Origin of the sequence: Bacillus sp. EKM501B, from assembly GCF_011800505.1 — a bacterium.
In the GTDB taxonomy this organism is placed as follows: Bacteria; Bacillota; Bacilli; order Bacillales; family Bacillaceae_G; genus Bacillus_A; species Bacillus_A cereus.
Map to the genome: position 1 here is coordinate 17,923 of NZ_JAALFZ010000027.1, position 26,040 is coordinate 43,962.

The window sequence follows — 26,040 nt, forward strand, 5'->3', positions numbered from 1 at the left end:
TTTTTTTAGTTTGGTCTTCTTTTTATTGTTGTTTATGCCAAAACTGAACATATCTATGTAGAGCCTCAATGCTTTTTAATCCTAAATAGGCTTTAATTTCAATGGATTTCATGCCATTTTGTAGCGCATTTAATATAAAACGGTTCCGTAGCATAGTAGGCGTTACATGGATTTCAGCGCGTTTCGCTTCTTTCTGTAACATGCGTTGTACAGCGATTCTAGTTAAAGCAGCGGGTTGATCTTTTTCATAGTCCCATCGGAATGTTTGCGGGGCAAAATCAAACGCCACAAAAAAGGGATCGCCCGTTTGTTGGCGCGGTCTTACAAGATTAGGAATCTTGTTGTAATATGATAAGGCAAGTTTTACATGCTCTTTTGAAAGGTTAATAGATCGTTTGTGGGCGTGTAACCCTCCTGGGGTAATCGTATTGGTCCCAAAGTGTACATCATGCATAGAAAGCGTAAGAATGTCCTGGATAGATAGCCCATAATCTAACATGAAATGAATTAATAAAAGATTACGTTCTAGAATAAATTTTCTTCCTGACGCCTGGTAGTCGGTTAATCCGTTATAACTACGCATGACGCGGAATAGCTTTTTAATTTCTTTGTCCGATGCAAAGTGTTTAGAAGTTAGTCCAGGAGGGGAGACATCACTTTTTAAATCCTGGGCCACACCATGAAATTGTAAAAAGTTAATGAGAATACCTCGTACACGCTTGATATTAGAAATTGATGCTCCACGTTCCTTTTTAAGAGCTTTTAAGTATCTTTCCAATACATTTGCATCAAAAGAATAAAAAAACGATTCTGGTGGCAATTTGACGCGTTTCTGAATCCATGATGTGAAAAGTGTGAGATCGTAGCGGTATTGTTTAACGGTGGAAGATTTACGGCCATGTTTTAACAGATCAGAAAGGAAAACATCAACAGAAAGTTCCCAAGTCATGGTTATATACTCCTTTGTCCTAAAAATTGTGTACCGCAATTATATGCGAGAATCATACAAACAAGCAATAGGGGATTCTAGGTCGAGGTGTTTTCTTTGGGGCTTGGTGGGAGTCCATGGTCAGGACATTGCGGGGCTATGCGGAGACATGTGGGCATGGCTAGACAGGGCGTGGAGTTATGATATAGGTGGATATATAGATGTGTAGGAATGAGTGGAAGGCGAATGATGGGTCGATGTTGAAGGAGGACGATATGCGAGGAATGGGAATGGCCGCTATTGTAAAGAAACAAATGATAATCGCAAATATAAACTTATTATTGGCCATGTACTATTTTTGTTCAGGAAGTCTTCTGTATTTGTGTACGTTATGGGAAACGTAAGATATTTTCCTACAAGCATTTTTGATTGTAATTGTAGGAATTGCAATCATTCGATTGAGAAAAAGCTGGTATGTACCGCAAATACGTATCCAACTTCAAAAACTGCAGGAGCAAGTGACAAATATGAATGATCTGTGAGGAACTTTAAGAAAAAGGGAGTGGAGAAATCTTGATACATCAATATGAATTTGAATTTTCGGTGATGTATAGCGGCAAGGTAACAGACTCACAATCTACGATTATTCCAGCATGTTCTTTAGAGGAAGCAAATGAAAAATTACAATCAGAAGTAAAGAGGCGATTAGGAAAATGCAGTATAAAAGTGAATACGGCAAGTTTATGTGTTTCAGAGGATAGTCGGTATCTAATCGAACAAAAATAAGAGAGGAAAAGTCTTGTTTCTACAGCAAGGCTTTTTATTATTTTATGAGCTGATCTTGATGTGGAATTTCTGTTATAAAATCTCATTAAGTTTCGGTTTTGAGGGGGATATAATCTTTTGTTTTTTTGAGAAAAAAAGTATTGGGAAATGTTGAAATGACAATATTTTTCATGGTCCAGGTATATGTACTTAAGTTATGCACCCTAAAATAGACTTAAGCACATATATCTAGATATATGTGCTTAAAGGTATGTGGCTATTATTATGTGAAAGTTGGAGAGGGATTAAAAAAATGGAGCACGAATCTTTTTGTTTGGATAAGAAATAATACAAAATGGTGCTTTGAATTATCGGATTGGATAGAAATTTAAATGTATTGGCATTTTTGATTGTATTTTGTATACTAAACGTGAGTTTTTCTTACAGTAGGCAATCTTTCAGTTTCTATGAAACGCAACTAATCTGTTAATTATGTATGGTTTCAAACAAGCTCTTATGTCGATGGATATAAGAGCTTGTTTGCATGCGTATCCCTCTTTTATGTACAATGAAAGAAAAACATCTTATGAGATGGGGAGAGGAAAACCCATGTCCAACCAACAATTAGTGAATTTACGCATCGATTTTGCTTTTAAACAATTATTTGGCACAAGTGGAAATGAAGATATCCTAATTGCTTTTTTAAATGCGATGTTACAGGATTCTTTAGAATCACCTATTGTTTCGTTACAATTAGAAGACCCGCACTTACACCGAGAACATGAGGAAGATAAATTATCAATTTTAGATATTTCAGCGACATTAGATACAGGAACAAAGGTAAATGTGGAAATTCAATTGAATAATAATCATGATATGATTAAAAGAAGCCTGTATTATTGGGGAAGGCTATATACATCTCAATTACAAAAGGGGATGTCTTATAGTTCTCTTCACAAAACCATTACGATTAATTTGTTAAACTTTGTGATGTTTCCCGAATATGAAGCGTTTCATACAACTGGAATTCTATGGAATCAGCAACAACAAAAGAAGTTAAGTGATGATATTGAAATTCATATCGTGGAAATTCCAAAATTAATGCAACAGTGGCGTAATGAACAAGTAAATCCCTGGGAAGATTCGTTTGTTCGCTGGTTGTTACTACTTCCAGCGAATGAAGATGAACGATTAACCCAAACATTGGAGGATATTGCGATGAACCAAGACCCGATTTTACAAAAAGCCCTGAATAAATGGGAACGTATGAGTCAAGATTCTTCTTTCCGACAAGCGTATGAAGCAAGGGAGAAAGCGTTAATGGATGAAGCCGCAAAGTTTGCTTATGCAGAACAAAAAGGGATTGAAAAGGGCATTGAAGAAGGAAAAATACAGCTTATTCGTGGTATGCACAAAAACGGAATGCCAATAGAAGATATTGCAAAGTTTACAAATTTACGTATAGAAGAAATACGGAATATTTTACAAGCCTAAATGATTAAAAATAACACCTACAAATATTGTAGGTGTTATTTTTTAGTGGCCACCGCCACCTTGACGGTAGCAGCTATCTAAAGGAGAGCACATGTTAGTAGCATGTTGCTCTCCTTTTTGTGTTTATATTACAACACTTACAAGAGGATTCGCAATTTCACATGCGTTTTTTAAAAGAGCGCCAGGGTTCAACTCTAATTGATTTTGTACTTTTATCTCTTAATGTGTATTCTCTTATATAATATGATTTTTGTTTGTTATGTTCTTTCATTGTGGTGTCTCCATTATGATAATAAGAAGGAGAGGAAAGCACTTAATTAAAGTGCTTTCCTCTTTTGAAGTGTACCTATGTGACCTACAGACTGCTCTTCAATAATAATTGATATATCCATTCAATGATATTTGGCTTCAAATCTTGATCTTTAATTGGAATTACTTTGTTGCTAATCTTAATTAGCATAATGTTTCCAAGGGTATAGCATAAAAGGATTTTGATGAGGGACAACAATCCGCAAGCTTGTTGCATGATTTATAACTATGTAAAAAGAGATAAACGTAACAAATTTGGTTTTATAAACACATCATAGTTTGAAATTCCATATGGAGTTTTTATAAAAAGATAATATATTTTAATACTTTCAACATAATTTTATATGTTTTGTATGTTTATATAATAATTGTTTTATATGTTTTATATGTTTATATGTTTTAGGAAGCTGAAACATATTGATATGAAAGGGATTATAATACTTATCTATAACAAAAATGGTTTAAAAGATAACAAATTTGGTTTCATCTATAACAAAAATGGTTTAAAAGATAACAAATTTGGTTATCTATCTATAACAAAAATGGTTTAAAAGATAACAAATTTGGTTTCATCTATAACAAAAATGGTTTAAAAGATAACAAATTTGGTTATCTATCTATGACAAAAATGGTTTAAAAGATAACAAATTTGGTTTCATCTATAACAAAAACGGTTCTAAAGATAACAAATTTGGTACATGATATACATTTTTATAAATTTAAAAAGATGAAGTTTCATTATCTAAGTACTCTACATAACATAATTATGTTATGTAGAGTACTTAGATATCTTACAGTGGGAAATCGATTATAAGGGTTTGAAAAAAATTAACTATAACAAAGTGATTTTGTTTGTTATAGTTAATTTAGTAATAGGGGTAGGAAAGGAATGACGTATGTAGATATGTCTATAAATCAAGATTTGCAAATTAAAGAGAATAATATTGTCTCCAAATCAAATACATTGATTGAAGCTAATTCACGTTTGAATTTAGTTGAACAAAAAATGTTACTTTGTTTGGCTAGTAATATTGAACCCAACGACCGGGACTTTAAAACATACACATTCCCAATTAAACAATTTCATGATTTACTTGGTTTGAATGGATCTACTAAATATACAGAGTTAAGTAAAATTACAAAGGAACTATTATCTAAAGTAATTGAAATCCGAGCTGGGGAAGAATTAATACAAGTATCTTGGCTTTCTTCAGCAATTTACAATAGAAATAAAGGGACAATTGACATGCGTTTTGATCCTTTATTAAAGCCATTCTTATTAGAACTAAGTAGCAAATTTACAAGCTATAGATTGGCTAATGTTGTTAAATTAAAAAGTACATATGCTATACGTATTTATGAGCTACTTAAACAATATGAAGATTTAAAAGAACGTACAATTAGTTTAGAAAATTTAAGGTATTATTTAGATGCAATGGATGTATACCCTAACTATGCAAATTTCAAGCAACGTGTATTGAAGCCCTCTCAAAAAGAATTAAATCAAAAAACAGATATTTCTTTTGAATTTGAGGAAATTAAAATAGGTAGGAAAGTACAAAAAATTAGATTCATCATTCGTGCTCAGAAAAAGAAAGATTCTGATTTAGTTCATTTTGAAAAAAAATTAGATAAGTTTCAACAGCCAAATACATTCGAACAAAAAATCAAAAGATTTGAAGAACGTTGTAAAGAAAAAGTATTTCCTAAAGTGCTTGAGAAATGGGCAGAGCATAAAGAAATTGTATTAGAGATAATTGAGGATATACGTTTTCGTTCAGATATTGATTCGCCAATCGGTTATGTAGAATTTATTCTAAATTCCCGATTAAAAGAACTTTCTGATAAAAGAATATTAAATGAAAGTAGTCAAAATGAAGAGGAGTCTAATAATAAGTTACTAGAAATTGATACTATTATAGATTCAGTTATTACTAAATATTCAACAGCTACAGGGGCCATAGCTACATTTTTAGTTAAAGATACAGCAATTGAGGAGTTAGTGAGAGTAGTTACATTAGAGGAAGCTGAAGCTATTTGGAAAGAACAAGAAGAGTTTATTATGGATAAAATTTATGGACTTATTAAAAGAAATAGAAGTAAGAAAAGATACTAGTGTTACATAAAAAAATTCATTCCAAAAGAGTTTTTTTAGTATTGAAATTCTCTAAAACTCAATGTATTATATTTTTGTATTTTCTCGCTTTGTGAAGCCGAAAAAACATCATCACTTCTAAAAGAACCCGATCTCCAGTGGGTTCTTTTTTCTTTGAATTCATTACATTTTTTTGGCTTATTTCTTGAGGAAGTATTACATCACTATTAAGCTTAGAGTATAAAGATGTTAAATGTTTGTATGTTTTTTTGATTTCTACGACTAAGTGAAATATAGGTATTGGTTATTATTTTATTTTTTTTTAAGTTAAAGGTTTTGTAACTTTCGCTATTCTTTTAATGAAACTAGATTTGTAATTAAAGCTGGCCTAGTGTGGTCTCATATTCTTTTAGTATCTTATAAAAATTGCTTATCTTAAGTTCTAATAGGGGTCACCATATATGCCCATCAACTTAAGAATTTTATAACGCTCCCAAAACAAAAAATTGTACATCTTCACCTAAAGATGTCAATTTTCTCGTTTTGGGTATTTGTTTTTCTTAGCTTGATAGGAATGGAGTATCTTGTTTTTGTTAACTTAACGGCGATGTCTCCATACCCTAAAAAAGGAGGATTTTGTATATTTAAGTGGAAATATACTATAACAACTAGTGCTCAATTTGTATTAGTGTTACAAAACGAACTCACTCTTTAGATTGTTTATAATTGAACAAATAACTGTATTTTAGGGTTATTAATTCTCATCAGGATGAAAACTAATAAAAAGGGATGATTATATGTTTAAAAAATTTGTTGTAAGTGTATTAACATTAGGATTTCTTGTTATGGGAGGAATCTCTGCACAAGCGGAGGGACTGAATGTTCTTAGCAATAATGGGATATGTAAAGACGTTACACAAAATGTAGAAGCAAATGAATATGTGAAAAGCTGTTTTAAAACATTTCCGAATCCTTTCCTCGGTCCAATAATAAGCATCCCTAATACTTTTACATATGATGATGGTACTTATCAAGGGACACTCCATCTTGTTTCTCAGGAACGTTCCAAGTTTTCGATTGTAGCTTATTATGAAGGAACTTTAAAAAAATACAAATAAATATAAAATCTGGATTTGTTTAACAATAAATTAAATGTGTTTATTGAAAAATACAAAAAGGCACTCTGTTGCAAGGTCTCTTATAAGAAAGTTTGATTTGAATTACATGTTTCAACTCTGCTATTTGCTCCTCTTATTAATAAAGCATAAAAAAAGAAGAGTAATGACACTTATCTGTCACTACTCTTCTTTTTTTTGTAGAAATGATCTGAATTAGAGGTAATAACCCATCCAATAACTATTAATGTTACAGAAAATAACTTAAGACATGTCTTATATATATAATCTAAATCTTTAAGATAAACAAAGGATATTACCCCCATAACAGCACCAATTATCCCAATAATCAAACCTTTATATTTTTGTAAAAACATTCAGTTACCCCTTTCATATAAACAAAATATTATATATATGATACCAATTTGTGGAATGAAGTTAAAGACTTAAAATGTTGTATATTCTATTTATAGGTTCTATTTTTTATGCAAATAAAAATTTCACTTTACATAATTAACTAATTGTACCGCTACTCACTCTATTTTCTCTAACTAGATCTTGTTGACTTAAATTGTGTCTATCTATGAATTTGTTAAATTTATTTTTTAGTTTGTCGATAGCAAACCAATCCATTATATTCGCTTTAATTAATTTAATTTTTTCGTTTATATTTTTGGAGTTCTTCAAAGAGTTTTTGACGTTCCGCCTCAATGACTTTTGCTGAATTCTGTTTACTAGGTTGCTCTGTTTCTTCTGCATGTAGCCATTCTGGAACAAGTTCTCGTCTTTTGGTTCTCTGATTATTAGATTTTGGTACTAAGTCTAATAATTGTTTCTCACGTTCCCTCCGAAGTTCAAGATCTGTAATCTTATTTTCTATGGAGGTAATTAAGTAATTTTCATAATTTGGTACATTGCCTTTTTTATAGTTATTAACACATTTCTTTAAGACAGAATCAAAGGATCTCTTTTGTATTTTATCTTTAAAAAGATCTCGAACTTTATTGGTAATTATTGAAATTTGTTTATCTGATAAACAAATTTTATCTGCAGTAGGGGCATGTTTAGTATCATTAATTTTTGAATTTTGAATGTTATTTTTACTTGAAAATAAAAAATTCGATATATCTTCATCATCAATATTTGTTTTTCTTTCTTTTGTATATTTTTCTTTTGTATATGTACCATTAGTACTGTACTGAGAGTGCTGTACTAATGGTACATCACTAATTTTATTTGGAGAAATCAACTGATGTACTAATGGTACATCAGTTGATTTCTCCGTAATAACAAGGGTTCCGCCACTCATTAGGTTTAAAGATTTTACGGATGCACCCGAATTTATTAGTTCTGAGCAAGTCTCAAGAATGAATTCGGAAAGTTCCTCAGATACGAATGGAATATCCGAAACATTATAAAAAGATTTCTTTTTTCCATCTATGTAGCAATTAAAACCAATTATATAGTTTTTATTTGCAAGTTCTTTCCAAGCTGCATCTATATTTTTCCTACTAAACTTTTTATAGAGTTGCGTTTTATAAATTACCCAATCGCTAGGTAAGCTCATAAGATGGGAAAGAAGACCAATTGCTCGTAAATCAACTAAATCATTTTGTAAGGGGTTATTATGTATTTGAGCATATTGATTTGTATGACGTCGTTTAATTATATTACTCACGATATTATTGCTCCTTTTAGAGACAAAAAGAAAAAGACCGGTTTCTTTTTTTAGTTATAGGAAATCAAGCCTATTGAAAAACCGTTTTAAAAATGTACACTATATTTAATAAAGCAATAAAACATGCTTTACAAGCATCTTTTTAGTAATTGGAAGTTGTTCTGTACTGGGAAAAGTAGGAAAACAACTTTTTCTTTTTGTCAATTTTCTGATTATTTCGATATATTGATAGCTAAATGAAAAATATAAAGATTAGATGTTATCCCTATTATTTATGTGAAATTAATTGATTAATAATTTTATAAAAATGAAATCGCTTTCTATATTATCTTACGTGTTATTAATGTTATGGGCTGAATATACAAATCTGCATATTCAGCCCATAACATTAAATTTACCGGCGAGACTTTAGTAGTTTCTTGACTATGTGTTTGATGAAAGAAATCCATACATAGTTTTTTAGTGATTTGATAAGGAAATATAATTAGTCCCATTCATATAATTTCCGTACCATATTAAGAGTAATTCGAAATATATAATGGCTAGGAATTTTATTATACAAAACCAAAAGCCACATATTAATCACTTCCATATCTTAATTACAGATCATTTGAGCAGAAAAGAAGAGAACATTCATTAAATTATATAGCGATAGGCTTGTTAAAATATAAATTAAAAATATCCCTTTTTTCATGCTATTTGAAAATGAAATATTATATCATACTATCTATTAAATATGTATTTTCAAGAGGCTTTAATTACAAATCTTTATTACATAATATCCCTCAATTGTATAAAAATATTGTACCATATTGAAATTAATATAAATAACATATTTTATAATTAATGTAAAAAAATAAAAAAAGTTGTGTTTTTTGCTAAATATATGATTTGGTCATAACATGTTTATATTTTGAATTTTTCTCTCTTTTTTCTAAATACCTTTTAGTAAGTTCATAAACTTTATCCACACGTTCTAAAATTTTTTCGTTATGAGTAATTTCACTTTTTTGTATATTTATGTTAAATTGTTATTACCATCACAAATGTCTTGGATAATTTAACTTTCAAGGCTCAGCCCATTGTACTAGTAGTATAATGGGCTTTTCCACAATATATGTTACAACTATATTGGTGTACATATATGTAAGTCGATATTTAGAAATTTCATAGAGTATCTCTTAGTATTAAAATATATTTTTTTAAGTCTGTGAGTTTGTTTATTCTTAATATTTAAATTATGATAATACATATTGGTAATAATTATATAAGATACTATTAATTACCGAAAGGAGAAAATTATGAAAAGTATTATACTATTTGATGGTGATTGCAATTTCTGTAATCAGAGTGTTCAATTCATTATTAACAGAGATCCTAAAGGATATTTTCAATTCGCATCGCTTCAAAGTGAATTGGGTAAAAAATTGTTAAAAAAGTATGAAATAGATGAAACAATAGATAGCATAGTATTAATAGACAAAAATAATAGTTATATTAAATCAGATGCTATACTAAACATTTGTAAAAATTTAAAAGGTATATGGAAATTTCTTATTATCTTTCTATTAATTCCAAAGCCGATTAGGAACTTTTGTTACGAAAAATTCGCAAAAAATAGATACAGGTGGTTTGGTAAGCAGGAACATTGTATGTTACCATCACCAGAAATAAGAAAAAGATTCCTGGATTAATTTCAGGATTGTCTTCAGATTAACAATGTATTGTTATGGATTATATTGAAATAAATACGCTATTCTTTCTTGCGAATTAAAGAAAGGAATGGTGGTTTTTATTTCTTTTTTTTGAAGTAGGTATTTATTTAATTGGATAGATTCCTCCTAGTAATAGATTAAATCTGGTATTTATATCAATTCAAAAAATATAAGTCAAAATTAAATAAGGAGAAATTTATAATGTTTATTAATGTTTTGTTAGGTATTGTAGTTATTTGTATAGTGGTTTTGGTTATTGTGTTTATGCGAGCGAGGAAGGATATGAATAAAACGGATCCACAATATATTTTGTCGTATATTAAAGAAAACGCACAGAAGAATACATGTGCATTAATTATAAAAAAAAATGATGAAATTCTATGTTCTATTAATGAAGATAAAAGGTTACCGTTAGCAAGTATGGTTAAATTAATAATTGCTATTGAATTTGCTAAACAAAGTGCTAACGGGATCATTAATGAAAACGAATATATTTCTTTAAGCGAATTAAAGAAATATTATATCAAAAACACAGATGGTGGCGCACATCCAAAATGGGAACAGGATATGATACAAAATAATCAGATTAAAAATGATTGTGTAACTTTGCATAATATAGCAAGGGGAATGTTACAATATAGTTCGAATGCAAATACAGAATATTTAATCAATATTCTTGGGATTGAAAATATTAATCAAAATATAAAGGAATTAGGCCTTAAACATCATGAAGAAGTATATCCATTTGTGTCAGCTTTATATATTCCAGGATTCTTGCAGGAGAAATTTAATTTAAGTAAGAAGGAATTAGTAAAACATCTAAATAATCTCTCTCAAGAAGAATATAAGAAGTATGCGTTTAAAATAAATGAATTAATGAAAAATGAACATCAGCTGCCGAATTTGAATATGTTTTCACTAGACTTACAAAAGAATTGGTCAAATCGTTTGACATCAGCAGCAGCTTCTGATTATATCTCTTTGCTAGAAAAAATTAATTCCAAAAATTATTATGATGAATTAGTGCATCAAAAATTGGACAAAATTCTAGAGACTGTAATAGAAAATGAACATAATAAAAAATTGTTTTTACATGCAGGACAAAAGGGTGGTTCTACTGCATTTGTTTTAACTAATGGCTTATATGCAACAAATAAAAAAGGAGATTCATTTGAAATTGTATTTATGGCAAACGAGTTAAATAGAATTGATGCTTTCAAGTTACGTAAGAGTCTAAATGAATTTAATTTAAAAATATTAAAAAATGAAGAATTTAGGGGAAAGATAAAGATGGAATTGGCATGATAAAAGAGAAAATTGCATTCTATGTGCTATAGCCGTATAGAATAGAAAGCACCTGAATTCTCTTGTCCAAGAATCTAAAAATAATGAGCCCATATTTTAACGTATTCCCCGAAAGAATTCTCCTTCCTCAAGCGTGTGAAGGGCGTAGCCCAACGATAGGTGGGAGATGAATTTCGGTTTGGCATCGCCAAAAACTTTTGATAAACTTGCTATATGAAGTTCTTTGATAACTTGATATAGAAGGTTGCAGGAAGAAAATAGAGTGCGAAAATCAAGCCATTCGGTTCTTGCGTAAAATATCAACCGTACCAAAAGAGCATCCATGCGTTGGACATCTAGGGGTGGAACACCCCGAAGTAACGCTCAGGGAGACGAAAGGTTACTTTCGTCGTGGAACTGAGAAGCTCCCACTTCAAGCTTTGCTAAGTGGCGAGTAGTTCACAGAAGAGAATGGACTATATGCTATATGTAAACGATTATAATAGATAATATGTTCATGAGTTTTGATCAATCCTTTTTATAAAAACTAAATGCAGATTTCTAACAAAAGACTCCATTTTGATTAATCTTTTTTCAAAATGGAGTCTTCTTATTTACCATATAATATGTGTTTGTGGAGCTTTTTTGATTAAACTTTATTTCAAATCAACAATTGATGGCTATTTTTGCAAAGGAAACTGTCATGATAATACCTGTATCGAATTGCTTTTCTTCAATCATTATATTTAATATTATTTTGATACTCATATCTTAGTAACAGGCCAAATAATATATTCTGCTTTTCCTAAAATTTTCGCTTCAGGTACAAAGCCAAAAGACCTACTATCTTTAGAGTTTTTTCTATTATCCCCTAAAACAAAGAAATGCCCTGATGGAACAACTTGTTTTCCAGTTAGATTTTTTAAATTGAAATCAGAAGTTATTAGATCTTGGTCATCCTTCTTTTGGGAGAAATCTAAATATTTTTCTTGATAAGACTTTCCATTTACATATAAAATGTCATTCTTATATTCAATACTATCTCCCGGTAAACCAATAATTCTTTTAATCAGTTGATTTTTATCATTATCTACAATTACTACTACATCAAATCGAGAAGCTTCTTTAAAAATATACCCAGCTTTGTTTATAAAAATTTTATCTTTATTATGTAAAGTTGGCATCATAGATTTGCCGTCTATTGAAGTAAAAGTAAAGATAGCATCATTACAAATAAAAGCTATCAGAAGTGTAATAAATACATACTTAAAACGCTTTATAAACTTCATAAAAAACCCTTCTTTGTTGTGTCATTTTATACATATTTTTCCTAGAAAATGTTAGTTTAAGATTCTATTAGCGATAGACACGAATTGCACCTGCAGAGTTATCACTAGACTGACCAACTACTTCGAATTTTAAACCGAAATTTGGTAATTCACGTCCGGCATCTGGAATTTGATTGTTAATATATTTATTAGAATCATCAAATTTTGAAACACCTGGTAAACTTGCATAATCAAAAGTCCCAAACATTGGGGTTCCAATTATCCATCTGGGTGTTGGATTAAGTGAGAATGCAGCATCAGAAATTTGATATTTTGTACTGTTTGCCACAGTAGGTTTTCCATTTAACTCGCCTACAATTGGTTCTGGGTGAGAATCTACGACACCCAAGAAGCCCCGTCCAGGATGAATTCCTACCCAATTATCCGTATAGCTTGAATCTGCATACCATACAACAAGCCCGGTATTGTAAATTGCGTGTGCAAATCTTAAGCCTTTATCAGAACCTGCGTAATTCCTCCACTCCAAATAATAATTATGCTTTTTATCTTCAATGCCATTAGCCATAATAAAACCATTTAATTTAAATTTTGGTTCGCTTTCAGCATCATCTAAAAATACAACGTCTCCATTTATACTTAGGCTAGCATTATCAATCGCAAATCCCATTGAAGTTAAACTTCCATCCGTAATATATTCAATCATTAATTTTATTTTTTTACCTTTAAATGAACTTAAATCATAGGATTTATCTATCCATTCATAATTGGTAGAAGTAAACTTATCTTGTGTTTCATTTTCGCCAATTCGCTCAAGTATTGTTTTATTCCCATTTTCTTCTACAGCGGTGATTTCAACGATATCAGAATTACTTTCAATTTCAAAAAAGGATTTGAAATCAAATTTAGCACTTGTTGCATTTGTTAAATCAAATGTAGGCGTTTCTAGTGTTGTGTGAATGTCGTCACCACGTGTACTAAAGTAATATTTTTTACCGAATTCGGGTTGGATTCCGTCTCTCACTTGTTTATCAGGTAGATTGACACGAATAATTCCCGGCCGATCTGATTTTGTTACACTTTGATCTAAAAATGTTGCATACCCTATACCTTTATTTAATTGAGCATAATCTACTTCAATAATATTTGCCCAATTACCACCCATTGTATTTTGAAAAAATTCTTTATTTTGAGGCGAAAAGCTTGTAGGAGTTGTACCTGCGATTTCTCCAGCCCAACTTCCGTCACTCATAATAGACCAAGATTCAATTGGCTCACCTTGTCCTGAATATTTTGTATCATATTCATCCGGAAGTCCTAAATCATGTCCAAATTCATGAGCAAATATACCAACTGCTCCATCTTCAGGCTCCATTGTATAGTCATAAACAGCTATCTTATTATTCCAATATGGTACTGAAGATTTTGTTTCTTCAATTGCAAACGGTTCTAAGGCAACTTTTGAACGATGAGACCAAATGGCATTATCCCCTAATTTTCCACCACCTGATTCTTGTCCTTCGCCAGCATGGATAATCATTAAGTGATCAATAATTCCATCAGGTTCATTTAACTTTCCATTTTCATTTACATCGTATTGGTCATATTTATCGAATTCCGACAAATCAAGCCCACTAGCTACAGCTGATTTTAGAGCATCCTTAACTAAATCTCTTGGTTTTAAAGGTCCCTTATTATCGCGACCTTCATTTGCGTCAGCACCATAATCGGATGCCTTTCCTGGGACTGTAATCCAATTTGTAACTGTACCATCTACGGTGTAACTCCCACCAGATTGTTCTTCATAATATTGTTTAAATGTATTAATTTTAGTTCCGTTAGATAGGGTAAATTGTTCATCACCGAATAACATGTTCTGGTAATGTTGTTGGTTAAAATCATTTGAGTACATATAACCTGGGACTTGTTCAATATTATTGTGTTTAAAATCATCAAATTCAACGAGTAAAACTAGGACTTTATCCGTACGAATATCTCCATGATATTCCTTTGATTTTGCTGGAGGAACGGGTAATTTACCATTTAAGCTTCTTGTCTCTGCTTTTTGATTACTTGCGTTACTGTTTGCTACTTGAGCTGATTTTTCTTTTAATTCTATATTTGATTCTTTAACTCTTTTCATAAAATTAGAAGCTTCTTGTGTAATCTCATCTCTAGATACAAGGTCTTTTTCAGTGTCCATTTTCTTTTTTTTAATATAATTTTCGACAGCTTGTAATTCTGCTTCTTTTGATGCAGAATTATTTATTCTACCTTGTTTTTTCAAGGCTTCTGCAAGTCGCTCCATAGGTATGATATTTTCATCCATGGGTATAGAATATAAATATTTTTTTTGTGTTTCTGCATAGGTAGAGTGATTGTCTAACCCCAAAGTATAGCTTAGTAGTAGTATTGCTACAGTAAAGATAGGTAATAGTTTAAAAAGTTTTTTTTTCATATTTTTTTCCCCTCTTCTAAAAAAATAAATATATCCTAGCGTTTTGATAATAATAAAAATATATTGTTTTTTCAATATATTTAGTGCATTAAAAACGATTCCAAATTAATTTTCAAAATTTTAATTTATACATTTAGGTTAAAATAATTATTTGAATATAAAACTATTTGACTACCAGATACTGTAATATGTTGATTAATCATTGGTTTTTATATTTTACAAATATATATATTTTTTTGTAAATACAAATAAGTCAAAAAAATAATATTGTCTTTTTTGTAAAAGGATGGTAAATTCTTAATTGTTAGTATTTTCTAATACGAATACTAAATATAAAGATACAACGGGAGGAATTACTTTTATGAAAAAGAAGTTTAAATTTGTGGCATTATCTTGTGCATTTGGACTAGGTCTAGTCGGAACAACATTATTCTCTTCACAAGCTTCAGCAAGTTCTTTAAATACTAAAGTTGTAAGCTTAGAAAATTCTAGTCAAGAGCCAACTGTAGAATATGGTAAAACTTCAGGGCTAGCAAAAGCTTGGGTTTATGGTACGGAAGCAGCTACCTATTATGCAAAGAAAGTTGGTAAAGCCGCTCTTGATGCAACTGGATGGATGGCTCCTTCACATGAAATCAAGGTCAATACGGACATTGTTTTTGATCAAAAATAATAATTTTTTGATTAATGATAAAAACGCTGAACTTTATGTTAAAGATAAGTTCAGCGTTTTCTCCGTGAATTTTATATGAAATTAGGATACGTATAATAACTCCCATATATGTAAAAGAGATTATTTCTGGATTTTGAATAGAGGCATATAAGTATTACCTCCGTCTTGTTAATTTTCTATATTAACTTCCCAGTATAGAAAAGCTATTAAATATTTATCAGGTGAATTGAATTAAATTAATAACTTAATATTGGAGTGAAGATTTTGAAACATAAATGCATGTTACTTACTATAATATCGATCTTGTCATTATATTTTTGCTTCCATTATGTAATGGTAATTTTTGCAGTAGGCCCTACCAATCCAATATCCACCAATTTAAATCCGATAACTTCTAAGTATCTGGATAAGACATGGTTTGCTCAAAATTGGCATTTATTTGCTCCGGATCCACTTACTAAAAATAATTATATATATATGCAGATTAAATTTGATAATGAAGCTGAAGAGGGTAAGGAATGGATTGATATTTCAACACCATTAATTGAAAATAATCATAAAAATGTTATTACACCTTATAATCGAATTGTTCGACTTGTAGATGGATTTCATACTGAAGTTGCAGGACAAATTTCAGACGATCTTACAGTAAAATATGAGGAAGCTATATTAAAAAAAGAAGATAAAGATAAAAATAAGAATGATGGAAAAAAAATGATTGATGAGCAGTCAAAAAGAATTCAAGAAAAAGGGGAAAAAACCATATATCGATATGCTTCATCTTATGCCAAAGCATTATATCCTAATAAGAAAATCGATTCTATTAAGGTAAGGGTAACTTCGTATAATGTTATTCCGTTTTCACAAAGAGGCGTTAAAAATCCTAAACCCGAACTAATGTATGATAATGATTTAGGATGGAGAAAAATTGATAAAGATGTAATATCTTTTTACTAAATGATAATCGAGGTGTAATAAATGAATCAGAGTATTTCAACTAGAATATTAAATTGCTTTTTACAAGAGAAATATTATAAAGGTGCAAGTTTACTACGTATATCTTTTGGTATACTAACCCTTTATTTCTATTTAATACAATACAGTCAGCGTCATTTTTTGTATTCTGAGGTTGGTTATAATGCTAACTATTTTGGGGTTGCTCCCTCTCTTTATAGTTTGAATTCTTCATTATTATATTTTGATGTAATATATCTTTTGGGAATACTGTTTACCTTTATTTATACAATTGGATATAAGGGCAGATTTATTAGTATATTAAATTTTATTTTCTACTATTCATTATATGTTCGTATGGGTCCGATTAGTGATGGTGGAGATAACTTAATGTGTATTAGTTTATTCTTTCTTTTATTCGCTGATTGTACAAGATATTTCTCTATTGATGCTATTAAAGGAAAAAAGGTTACTAATAGAAACAATACATTAGCAACCAATATAAGCACAATATTACATAATTTTTCAATTCTTTTTTGCATCACTCAAGTATGTGTTGTTTATGCAACATCAGGAATATATCAAGTAATGGGTGATCTTTGGAATAATGGTACAGCTTTATACTATGTATCACAGGTTAACACAGTTTCCACTCCTTTCTTAAAAGAATGGGTAAATAATTACGTATATCTTGCTGTCATATTTACTTATCTTAGTATTTTTGTAAAGCTTGCTTTTCCATTGTTAATTATAAATAAAAGAACTAAACTCTTTGGGGTAATAGCTATTTGCTTTTTCCACGCGGGTATTGGTATAGGGATGGGTTTATATTCATTTTCTATAGTTATGATATCCATGGAATTGTTAATATTTACTGACGAAGAGTATCAAAAATATACTAAAAAGTTAAAAGATTGGTATAAACAAATTTCGATATTATGGAAGAGTAAGATATCAAGAGTTGAAAATAAAGAATTATCTAAATCTAAATAATTTTTAATTATGATTAAATATAATTTTCTATATTCATTTTGTAAAAAATGAAGAGAAAATTGCTTTAGTCTTAATTATTTTATAGTTTAAATTATTTAGTATACATCAAAAACTTTAGTAGACATTAGGCCTCTTGAAGAAACGGATGTAAAGCATGTCGATAATGAAGAACATTTTGTTAAAAGAATAGATATTTTTAGTTTAGTGAGTAATTATTATTGAAATATCAAAAAATTTCAATAATATGTCATTATTCTATTGAAATTTATAGGTTTAAAGGTTAAAATTTACATGAAAGTAAAAAAAAGCAAAAAGGGATGGGTTTATTAATGAAAAAGAAATTTAAATTCGCAGCATTATCTTGTGCACTTGGACTAGGTCTAGTTGGAACAACATTATTTTCTTCACAAGCCTCAGCTAGTTCTTTAGATACTAAAGTTGTATCTTTAGAAAATTCTAGTCAAGAGCCAACTGTAGAATATGGTAAAACTTCAGGGCTAGCAAAAGCTTGGGTTTATGGTACGGAAGCAGCTAAATTTTATGCAAAACAAGCTGTTCAAATGTATCTTGATAATGGTGGGCTTGCTCCAGCTAATGAATTCAAAGGAAATGCTGATATCATTTTTGATCAGAAGTAATGTAATAGAAGATGTTCTAATTAATTTAGAACATCTTTTTTATTTTAAAATATTTCCTTTTTTTCAAAAAAAAGGTTGATTATATTTGATATTTTCAATATAATGAAAAATGTCAGATATTTCTATATATTAGGAGGACTAAATATGAATATACTAAAAAATTCAAAATCATGCACTGAACAAAAATTAGAAAGTTTAAAATTACAAAAATTAACTCCAACAGAAATGGAAAATATTAATGGTGGTGATGGATTTATCAATTGGAAGCAGGCACGGAGAAATGCTATTAGATTAAGAAGAAAATTTGGTATTTAAAATAGGCATATTAAGATTAGTATGAAGTGAAATTGTAGATAAATATACTTTGTGTGTAGTAGCGGCTGAAAAGGTCAAATAAAAAAGCTACTGGAGTTACTGATTCTAATAATTTAAATTTAAACAGATTTAACCGATGATTTGCACATTTAACGTATTCCCCGAAAGAATTCTCCTTCCTCAAGCGTGTGAAGGGCGTAGCCCAACGATAGGTGGGAGATGAATTTCGGTTTGGTATCGCCAAAAACTTTTGATAAACTTGCTATATGAAGTTCTTTGATAACTTGATATAGAAGGTTGCAGGAAGAAAATAGAGTGCGAAAACCAAGCCATTCGGTTCCTGCGTAAAATATCAACCGTACCAAAAGAGCATCCATGCGTTGGACATCTAGGGGTGGAATACCCCGAAGTAACGCTCAGGGAGACGAAAGGTTACTTTCGTCGTGGAACTGAGAAGCTCCCACTTCAAGCTTTGCTAAGTGGCGAGTAGTTCACTAAAGTTATAATAGGGTTCTATTTTTTATTTACTATATTTTCTATGTAATAAATAAAAAATTATACTCTATCAGGAGTCCCATTGGATGATTATCCTCTGTATTTATTTGATAATGTTTTGTGAAGAATTAAAAAGGGAGAAGAATAATGAAAATTCTTCCTCTTTTATTTATTTTCAAAACTAACCTGAAAAATGGTGATAATAATAAAAATATTCATAGTTTTTAATTGGGATAAAATACTTTAAAATCTTAGAATCATTTCACAATATAATTTAGAGTTATTTAAAGTTAAAACTTTAAATAACTCTAAATTATAATACTGATTCTTACTCATGTTGCGGTTGTGAGGTAAAATTTAACTTTTTTGTTATGATTATATAAAATAGGTTTCTTTAAAATAATGAAAAAGAAATCTTTATACACGCAGTAAATAATTTTACTATAGAGAATTTTAATCCGTATAAAACCTCATTATTTACAGGTTTAAGCGGTATATTATATTTTCTTCAAAGATTAGAAAATAGTAAGATGAATAGTATTTTATACTTTAATTACTAAAACAGGTGATACATATGATAAAAAAGAGAGTTAAATTTATTCCTCAAATGACATCTTATGATTGTGGCCCTAGTTGCCTTGCTATGATTTTGCATTATTATGGGTTATCCATTAAGCCTTCAGACATTAGAAAAAATAAAATTGTGAATAAAAACACAGCATGGAGTTTATTAGATATTAAAAAAGTTAGTGATTCGTATGGTTTTTCAACGAATGCTTACAGAATAGATAATATTAATGATTTACAAATGATAAATAAACCAGTAATAGCATTTTGGGGGCTAAATCATTTCGTTATAATTGAAAAAGTTAAGAAGAATAGGTTCTATATCGTTGATCCTAAGGCTGGTCCTATGATTATTGATGAAAAGAGTTTTAAAGAGATGTTTTGTAACTACATCTTACTTATTGAAAGTACAGCAGATGTAAAAGTAAGTAATAAATCGAATGAAAAATATCTTCTATTTAAATACATGCATCATTTTTTATCACTTAATCAAATTATTATGTTGGGGTTACTATCCTTATTAGCACAAATTTCTTTATTTTCTTTTCCATTCATTCTAAAAGAACTTATGGATATATTGGACACCTCAAAAGAATTGAATATAAAATACTTTTTAATTATAATAAGTGGTTTAGTAGTTGCTATAGGAATTAAATCTTTGAGTTCAATTGTTACGATTAAGTTTCAAAAAGATATTGATCGAAAGGGTACGACAAAGGTTTTTGAACATATATTTAATATTCCTATAGAGAATATTACAACACGCCATGTTGGAGATTTAAATGTAAGAATTTCGGGTTTAGAAGAAATTAGGAGTTATATTCTAGAAGATCTAATTCAAATGTTAGTATCAATATTCGTTATAATACCTATGCTTGTTTATCTTTTATATAGTGAACCTTTATACACTGGAATACTTATATTCTTTATCCTCTGTTCTCTATTTATAAATATTTCTTTAGGAAAATCCCTTCTTAATTCTCATTTAGTAGAAAAGCATTACTTAGGAGAACATCAAGGGAAAATAAATGAATCTTTAAAGGCAATGTATTATGTTAAGGCAACAGGGATTTTTTCAAGAATTAAAAATGTATGGCAAAAAGATTATGATAAATATTTAGATATAGTACATAAGCGAACTTTAAAACAACACGCTTTAGAGTCATTTAATGGTTCCCTATCCACAATATTCATTATCATACTGCTTGCTATAGGTTTCTATGATTATAGTAGAGGACAAGGGGATTTAACCAAAATATTCTTTTTTATTGCTATTTCAAGTATTATATTCTCACCCGTTACAATCATTATCGGATCAGTTTTGAATTGGAATGCAATTAAACCTCTATTATTAAGAATTTTAGATGTATTAGATGAAGATCCAGAAAATGATGGGTTAAACACCAAGAAAAAATCCATAACAGGCGCAATTCAATTTAATAATATTTCTTTTAGCTTTAATAATAAACTTATTTTAAGCAATTTAAATTTAGAGATTAATAAACATGAAAGTATTGCAATCACTGGAAAAAGTGGTAGTGGTAAATCTACTTTAGCTAATCTGCTATTAAAAATACATACTCCAGATAAAGGGGATATTTTAATAGATGGACAAGATATTAAAGAATGGAAAAATGACGAATTAAGAAAAAATATCGGATTAATGACTCAAGATGGCGTTCTCTTTCGAGGAAGTCTTTCGGAAAATTTAGCTTATTTCGACATTGGATATGATCCTTTGAAAATACAAGATTCTATTCAAAAATTAAATCTGAATAATTATCTTCAATTTCAAAGTATGAACGATATTGCTATATCCGAAGGAGGAACAAATTTATCGGGTGGACAAAGACAAAGACTAGCTATGTTACGTTTATTCATGAAAGAATACCCTATTTTAATTTTAGATGAACCTACTAATCATTTAGATAGGGAAACAGCAGATACTATAATTGAGAATTTATTTCACATTCCTTCAACTAAAATTATTATTACTCATGATGAGAAAATTTTGGAACGTGTAGACAAGGTTTATGAACTTACTGAAAGACATTTGGAGCAAAGAGATACAGATTCAAAATATAAACATGATATGACTAAATCATATATTTAGCAAAAACATAATAATTTTTGATTATTTTTACATTATTTCAAAAAAATTCTATTTGTATTAATTAAATCGTGTTATACTAATTTTATAAAAAGGAGGGATACCATGCCATATCCAGGAGTAATTAAAGCAGTTTGGAAGTATATATTTAATAGATAGAATTTGATTTTAAAATAACCCGAAAAAAGGCTATTTTAAATTTGTTTTTTACAAATCTACTCATCTCTTAAGGAAGGGGATTTCCCGCCCAGAGAATTTGTTGTGGATTTGAAATAAAGTTTGATCAAAAACATCATACAAACCCAAATTCTATGGTAAATAAAAAGAATCCATTTTGAAAAAAGATTGATCAAAATGGATTCTTTCTTTAAAACAATTGAAAAACTGTAGTTGTGTAAAAATTACACATTAAATAATGTTTTTTAACTTGTTTTTGGTGACGGTCCTGACCACGTTTTAACGAAAATATACGCTAAGCAAATTTCAACATAATAAGAGCCGGATTTTCTATCCTGAGAAACATTCGGCTCTTATTCTTCATTTATTTAGTTTTTAATTTGTTCTCTTCATATTCTTTCATTATTTTATAAAACGTATTTTTCTTGAGTTCTAACATTTCCATAAACATAACAGCAGTTACTTTTCCGCTCTTCCATTTTGAATGAGTTTCTTCTATTATATGTAGTTGTTGTTTGCTTAGTGTAGAAAGGTTCACCCGAGGACGTCCTAAGTGTTTTCCTTGAGACTTGGCTACAGCAATCCCTTCCGCTTGTCTCTGATGAATTTTTTTTCGTTCTTGATCTGCAACATAGGAAAGCAAAGATAAAAATTGATCTTCCATTAATCGGCCCATATCACCCATCTCACGAAATTTCCGACTATCAAATAATGTTTCATTTTCTAAAACTACGATATCAGCTTGTAATTCTCTTGTTATATACTTCCATTCTGAAATTACCTCATCATAATTGCGGCCCATACGATCTAAGGCATCTATGTAAACAATATCACCTGTACTTAATATTTTTCGTAATAATTGATATTGAGGGCGATCAAAATGTCGTCCACTTGCTTTATCGACAAAAATGCGTCGAGCTTCAACTCCTCGTTCCATCATCTTATGTAACTGACGTTGTTCATTTTGATCTTTTGTACTTACACGTATATATCCATAAATATTTGCCACGTTTTGTATTCTCCTTATATTTGTTACCATAATTATACCATCTTTGTTTATAAAGATATTCATCAAAAACAAACGTTTATAAAATAATTCTAACTACCTTTGTAAACTTGGTATTTCAATGTTTCATAGATAGGAATCATCTGTTTGTAAAGGTATACCTTTACAAACGAAGGGTTGTAATAAAATTTTTGGGTATTAGAGTAGTACCAACATTTCACGGATTCTGTACGTAAGGCTAAATTCCTTGATATGAAAAGGGTTTTGTTATAAGTACCGAAAACGGTCGTCTATGACACTTGGTTGGTTAAAATAATTCACTAAATATATCATCTTTTATTTATTATATATTGTTTGGAAAAATCACCATTTAAACACCATTAGTATTAGTCTATTATTCATCTAGTACACTAATACTGAGGAGGGAAGAAATGGAAAATGAGTTTTCTCCTAATATCCCGATTTATATTCCGGTAATGGAATACATAAAATAGGAAATTGTAACAGGTCGTTTAGCACCGGGTGATAAAATCCCAGCTGTACGTGAACTAGCCAGTGAATTACAAGTGAATCCAAATACGATTCAACGCACATTTCAAGAGCTAGAACGAGAAGGAATTGTCCACTTAATAAATCATACTCAAGCTGTATCTTTACTCCCGCTGTATGGCTGCATCCTCCCGCACCAGGATAAATTGATGAAAATGTATCCGGAAGTTGAAATGCAGTTGAATCTAAAATACGAATACGCTTGAAAACAGAAGTATATGGATAAGAAATTGGCATAGATGAAGTCAGTTTTTGGTTTAGTAGTTCAGCTAATGGATGTTGTAAAAATTGAACAGCCGCTTTATTAAATCCTTGATTCAAGCCCTCAGGGCTGATAAGTATTTTTGTTGATGCTTCTAAACAGCTAGATAACTGAGTTAAAGAAGTCATAGCTACATTTTGGCTCACCCATACACATAAAGCGACTAAATCTTTTGCTTGGTACTTACTGGTTCTTTGTACAAAGCCAACATCTCTAGCAAGATCCCGTAAGACATTTGGAGATAGGGCACTTTGAATCTCTTGAGCAAATTGTTGTAATTCGTTAGAAACAGACATAAAAAACGCCATCCTTTCCTATGATTCTACAGAAAGAATAGCGTATTTTTTCATTTTAGGGGGATTTTATTTTGTTAGCTTGATAGCGATGTGGTGCTACCCCATCAATAGCCTACATTGAATCTTATGTTGAACTCATCTGCTAAATGGAGTCCCTTCTCTTTTGTCCAGAATCCTGTAGGCGTTTTTTTAAATTCCCACTCTTTAAAACGATTTGGATATAATTTATTCAACATATGATAAGGACGACTACCCCAAAATTATAGCGCATTTAACATAGCAAATGGACTTGATTTCCAAAACTTTATACAAGTAGTTTGGAGTCTATGTTTTAACAACCATTTTTGTGAATATACATCTATTAACTCTTCACGAGACAAGTAAACGGACCTTTATTTAATACTTAAATTATCATTCCGATTTTTACCACAAATTCTTTTTAATTGTATAGCAGGTGAAAATTTTCTGTACTTATTTCGTTTTAGCTTCCATACTTTATGTATGTAGTGCATTCTTATCAATTTTCCCCATTACTTTAACTCGTAGGGGCATTAACTTTAGAACTCTGCTAATGGATAAGCAAGTTAATAATTATACTTGAAAATGGAGTGATACGATGAATAAGACGTATGATGTCATCATTACCGGTGCTAGATGTGCCGGCTCTACCCTGGCAATTTATCTTGCTAAGGCAGGTTTCCATGTGTTGTTAGTGGACCGAGCGAATTTTCCAAGGGACACATTATCAACCCATACCTTTTTCAATAATACTGTCGCTCTTCTTCGAGAAACCGGTGTCCTGGACAAGTTATTGGAAACAAAAGCACCGCCGGTACGGGATATTAAATTTCAATTTGAGGATACCGTGATAGAAGGTCTCATCCCTGAGGTTTACGGAGAGGAAAGTTGTTATTGTATTAGAAGAACTTATCTCGATCATATTCTACTTGAACAAGCCAAATCCCAAATGAATGTAACTGTTTTAGAAGGATTTCGTGTGACGGATGTCATCCGTGATGACGAAACAGTGATAGGCGTGAAAGGTTTAGACGGCGACAACGAGAAACAAGAATTTTTAGCTCGCCTGGTAGTCGGGGCAGACGGCCGATCCTCTATTATTCGCAAGCTGGTAAAAAGTGAACTCAAAATAAGTATTCCGGCAACAGTCGGCATCTATTTCGGGTATTTCTCTGGATTTCGCCACGATAATGTCCCTAAATTTGAAGTATACAAGATAAAAGATAACACAGCCATTCTCTTTCCAACGAATGATGATTTATATGTAATTGTCGGCATTTTCCCATTAGAAAATAAGGAATTGATAGAACGGTTGAAATTAAATCCGGAAAGCTGTCTACGCAATTTCTTTACAGATAACTTTCCGAATACAACAATTGGGGCGCGCTTGAAAAATGCAGAACTAGTAGAACCGGCCAAAGGCATTCTCGGATATGATAATTACTGGTATAAAGGAATGGGAAAAGGATGGGCGTTGGTTGGAGATGCAGTTTGTTTTAAAGATCCTGGCATGGCGCAGGGTATCCATGATGCTATATGTGGAGCACGTATATTATCCAATATTCTATCAAAATATAAGGGACAATCCGATCAATCAAATCAAATGTCTGAAGAATATCAAAAGGCAATAGAAGATGAGTTTATGGTTCGGTTTCACATGGGATGCCAAATTTCGAAGAATGAACGCATATCTGAACAACAGGATGCTGTCAACAAGCTAATCAGTTCCCATCCAGAGGCTATAGAGAAGTTTTTAGGGATTTACAATTATGCAAACGAGCCCGCTGCTTTAGAAAAAGAACTCGCACGAATTATGCAATCGATCTAGCAATGATTTTAGAGATTAAGTGATTTAAGGGG

General features: G+C 30.5%; 19 protein-coding genes and 3 pseudogenes. 15 read left to right on the forward strand and 7 right to left on the reverse strand.

Annotation, left to right across the window (positions count from 1 at the left end):
• Positions 1-22 precede the first annotated feature (22 nt).
• Positions 23-949 carry a tyrosine-type recombinase/integrase gene (locus HFD78_RS26765; RefSeq protein ID WP_000219648.1) on the reverse strand — a complete coding sequence of 309 codons (927 nt, stop codon included), beginning with the start codon at positions 947-949 and terminating at the stop codon, positions 23-25.
• Positions 950-1,185: 236 nt separating this feature from the next.
• On the opposite strand from HFD78_RS26765, the pseudogene HFD78_RS29720 reads away from it, so the two are divergent.
• From HFD78_RS29720 to HFD78_RS26790, 5 genes and pseudogenes are all read left to right on the forward strand, one after another.
• Positions 1,186-1,470, forward strand: a pseudogene (locus HFD78_RS29720) (hypothetical protein).
• Between the two features lie 31 nt (positions 1,471-1,501).
• On the forward strand, positions 1,502-1,714 hold the full coding sequence (locus HFD78_RS26775) for a hypothetical protein (protein WP_000581805.1): 213 nt from the start codon (positions 1,502-1,504) through the stop codon (positions 1,712-1,714).
• Positions 1,715-2,302: 588 nt separating this feature from the next.
• Complete coding sequence (locus HFD78_RS26780) at positions 2,303-3,187, forward strand: Rpn family recombination-promoting nuclease/putative transposase (RefSeq protein WP_000070880.1); 885 nt, start codon at positions 2,303-2,305, stop codon at positions 3,185-3,187.
• 1,213 nt (positions 3,188-4,400) lie between these two features.
• A complete protein-coding gene (locus HFD78_RS26785) occupies positions 4,401-5,612 on the forward strand; it encodes a replication initiation protein (RefSeq protein ID WP_033668445.1) in 1,212 nt (403 codons plus the stop codon).
• A 776-nt stretch (positions 5,613-6,388) separates the two neighbouring features.
• Positions 6,389-6,709, forward strand: coding sequence for a hypothetical protein (locus HFD78_RS26790; RefSeq protein WP_097863007.1), 321 nt, complete (start codon positions 6,389-6,391; stop codon positions 6,707-6,709).
• A 170-nt stretch (positions 6,710-6,879) separates the two neighbouring features.
• On the opposite strand, the gene HFD78_RS26795 is transcribed toward HFD78_RS26790, so the two are convergent.
• Both HFD78_RS26795 and HFD78_RS26800 read right to left on the reverse strand, forming a co-directional pair.
• Entirely contained in the window at positions 6,880-7,083 is a 204-nt protein-coding gene (locus HFD78_RS26795) for a hypothetical protein (protein ID WP_000479690.1), read from the reverse strand.
• 275 nt (positions 7,084-7,358) lie between these two features.
• Positions 7,359-8,384: a hypothetical protein gene (locus HFD78_RS26800; RefSeq protein ID WP_000065260.1), complete on the reverse strand. Its 1,026-nt coding sequence runs from the start codon at positions 8,382-8,384 to the stop codon at positions 7,359-7,361.
• Between the two features lie 1,301 nt (positions 8,385-9,685).
• Between HFD78_RS26800 and HFD78_RS26805 the strand changes: the two genes are divergently transcribed.
• Complete coding sequence (locus HFD78_RS26805; RefSeq protein ID WP_000835759.1) at positions 9,686-10,078, forward strand: thiol-disulfide oxidoreductase DCC family protein; 393 nt, start codon at positions 9,686-9,688, stop codon at positions 10,076-10,078.
• A 222-nt stretch (positions 10,079-10,300) separates the two neighbouring features.
• Entirely contained in the window at positions 10,301-11,404 is a 1,104-nt protein-coding gene (locus HFD78_RS26810) for a serine hydrolase (RefSeq protein ID WP_000470476.1), read from the forward strand.
• Positions 11,405-12,147: 743 nt separating this feature from the next.
• Here the strand turns inward: HFD78_RS26810 and lepB are convergent.
• Together lepB and HFD78_RS26820 are read right to left on the reverse strand one after the other, a co-directional pair.
• A complete protein-coding gene (gene lepB / locus HFD78_RS26815; RefSeq protein WP_000668732.1) occupies positions 12,148-12,672 on the reverse strand; it encodes a signal peptidase I in 525 nt (174 codons plus the stop codon).
• A gap of 67 nt (positions 12,673-12,739) precedes the next feature.
• On the reverse strand, positions 12,740-15,127 hold the full coding sequence (locus tag HFD78_RS26820; protein ID WP_097863217.1) for an immune inhibitor A domain-containing protein: 2,388 nt from the start codon (positions 15,125-15,127) through the stop codon (positions 12,740-12,742).
• Between the two features lie 361 nt (positions 15,128-15,488).
• Between HFD78_RS26820 and HFD78_RS26825 the strand changes: the two genes are divergently transcribed.
• From HFD78_RS26825 to HFD78_RS26850, 6 genes are all read left to right on the forward strand, one after another.
• Positions 15,489-15,800 (forward strand): hypothetical protein, encoded by a 312-nt coding sequence (locus tag HFD78_RS26825; protein ID WP_000726234.1) that lies wholly within the window; start codon positions 15,489-15,491, stop codon positions 15,798-15,800.
• A gap of 255 nt (positions 15,801-16,055) precedes the next feature.
• Positions 16,056-16,757 (forward strand): DUF5819 family protein, encoded by a 702-nt coding sequence (locus tag HFD78_RS26830; protein ID WP_232293924.1) that lies wholly within the window; start codon positions 16,056-16,058, stop codon positions 16,755-16,757.
• Positions 16,758-16,778: 21 nt separating this feature from the next.
• On the forward strand, positions 16,779-17,747 hold the full coding sequence (locus HFD78_RS26835) for an HTTM domain-containing protein (RefSeq protein WP_001076452.1): 969 nt from the start codon (positions 16,779-16,781) through the stop codon (positions 17,745-17,747).
• Between the two features lie 329 nt (positions 17,748-18,076).
• On the forward strand, positions 18,077-18,385 hold the full coding sequence (locus HFD78_RS26840; RefSeq protein ID WP_000726232.1) for a hypothetical protein: 309 nt from the start codon (positions 18,077-18,079) through the stop codon (positions 18,383-18,385).
• Between the two features lie 144 nt (positions 18,386-18,529).
• Entirely contained in the window at positions 18,530-18,700 is a 171-nt protein-coding gene (locus HFD78_RS26845) for a hypothetical protein (RefSeq protein WP_001023502.1), read from the forward strand.
• Between the two features lie 1,069 nt (positions 18,701-19,769).
• On the forward strand, positions 19,770-21,875 hold the full coding sequence (locus HFD78_RS26850) for a peptidase domain-containing ABC transporter (protein ID WP_000592625.1): 2,106 nt from the start codon (positions 19,770-19,772) through the stop codon (positions 21,873-21,875).
• 538 nt (positions 21,876-22,413) lie between these two features.
• Here HFD78_RS26850 and HFD78_RS26855 read toward each other — a convergent pair.
• Positions 22,414-23,088: a recombinase family protein gene (locus HFD78_RS26855; RefSeq protein ID WP_002197167.1), complete on the reverse strand. Its 675-nt coding sequence runs from the start codon at positions 23,086-23,088 to the stop codon at positions 22,414-22,416.
• 398 nt (positions 23,089-23,486) lie between these two features.
• Between HFD78_RS26855 and HFD78_RS26860 the strand changes: the two are divergent.
• Positions 23,487-23,675, forward strand: a pseudogene (locus tag HFD78_RS26860) (GntR family transcriptional regulator); the annotation flags it as partial.
• On the opposite strand, the pseudogene HFD78_RS26865 reads toward HFD78_RS26860, so the two are convergent.
• Positions 23,668-24,162, reverse strand: a pseudogene (locus tag HFD78_RS26865) (IS4 family transposase); the annotation flags it as partial. The pseudogenes HFD78_RS26860 and HFD78_RS26865 sit on opposite strands and share 8 nt — an antisense overlap.
• A 616-nt stretch (positions 24,163-24,778) precedes the next feature.
• On the opposite strand from HFD78_RS26865, the gene HFD78_RS26870 reads away from it, so the two are divergent.
• Entirely contained in the window at positions 24,779-26,008 is a 1,230-nt protein-coding gene (locus HFD78_RS26870; protein ID WP_001044753.1) for an NAD(P)/FAD-dependent oxidoreductase, read from the forward strand.
• The last annotated feature ends 32 nt before the right edge of the window (positions 26,009-26,040 follow it).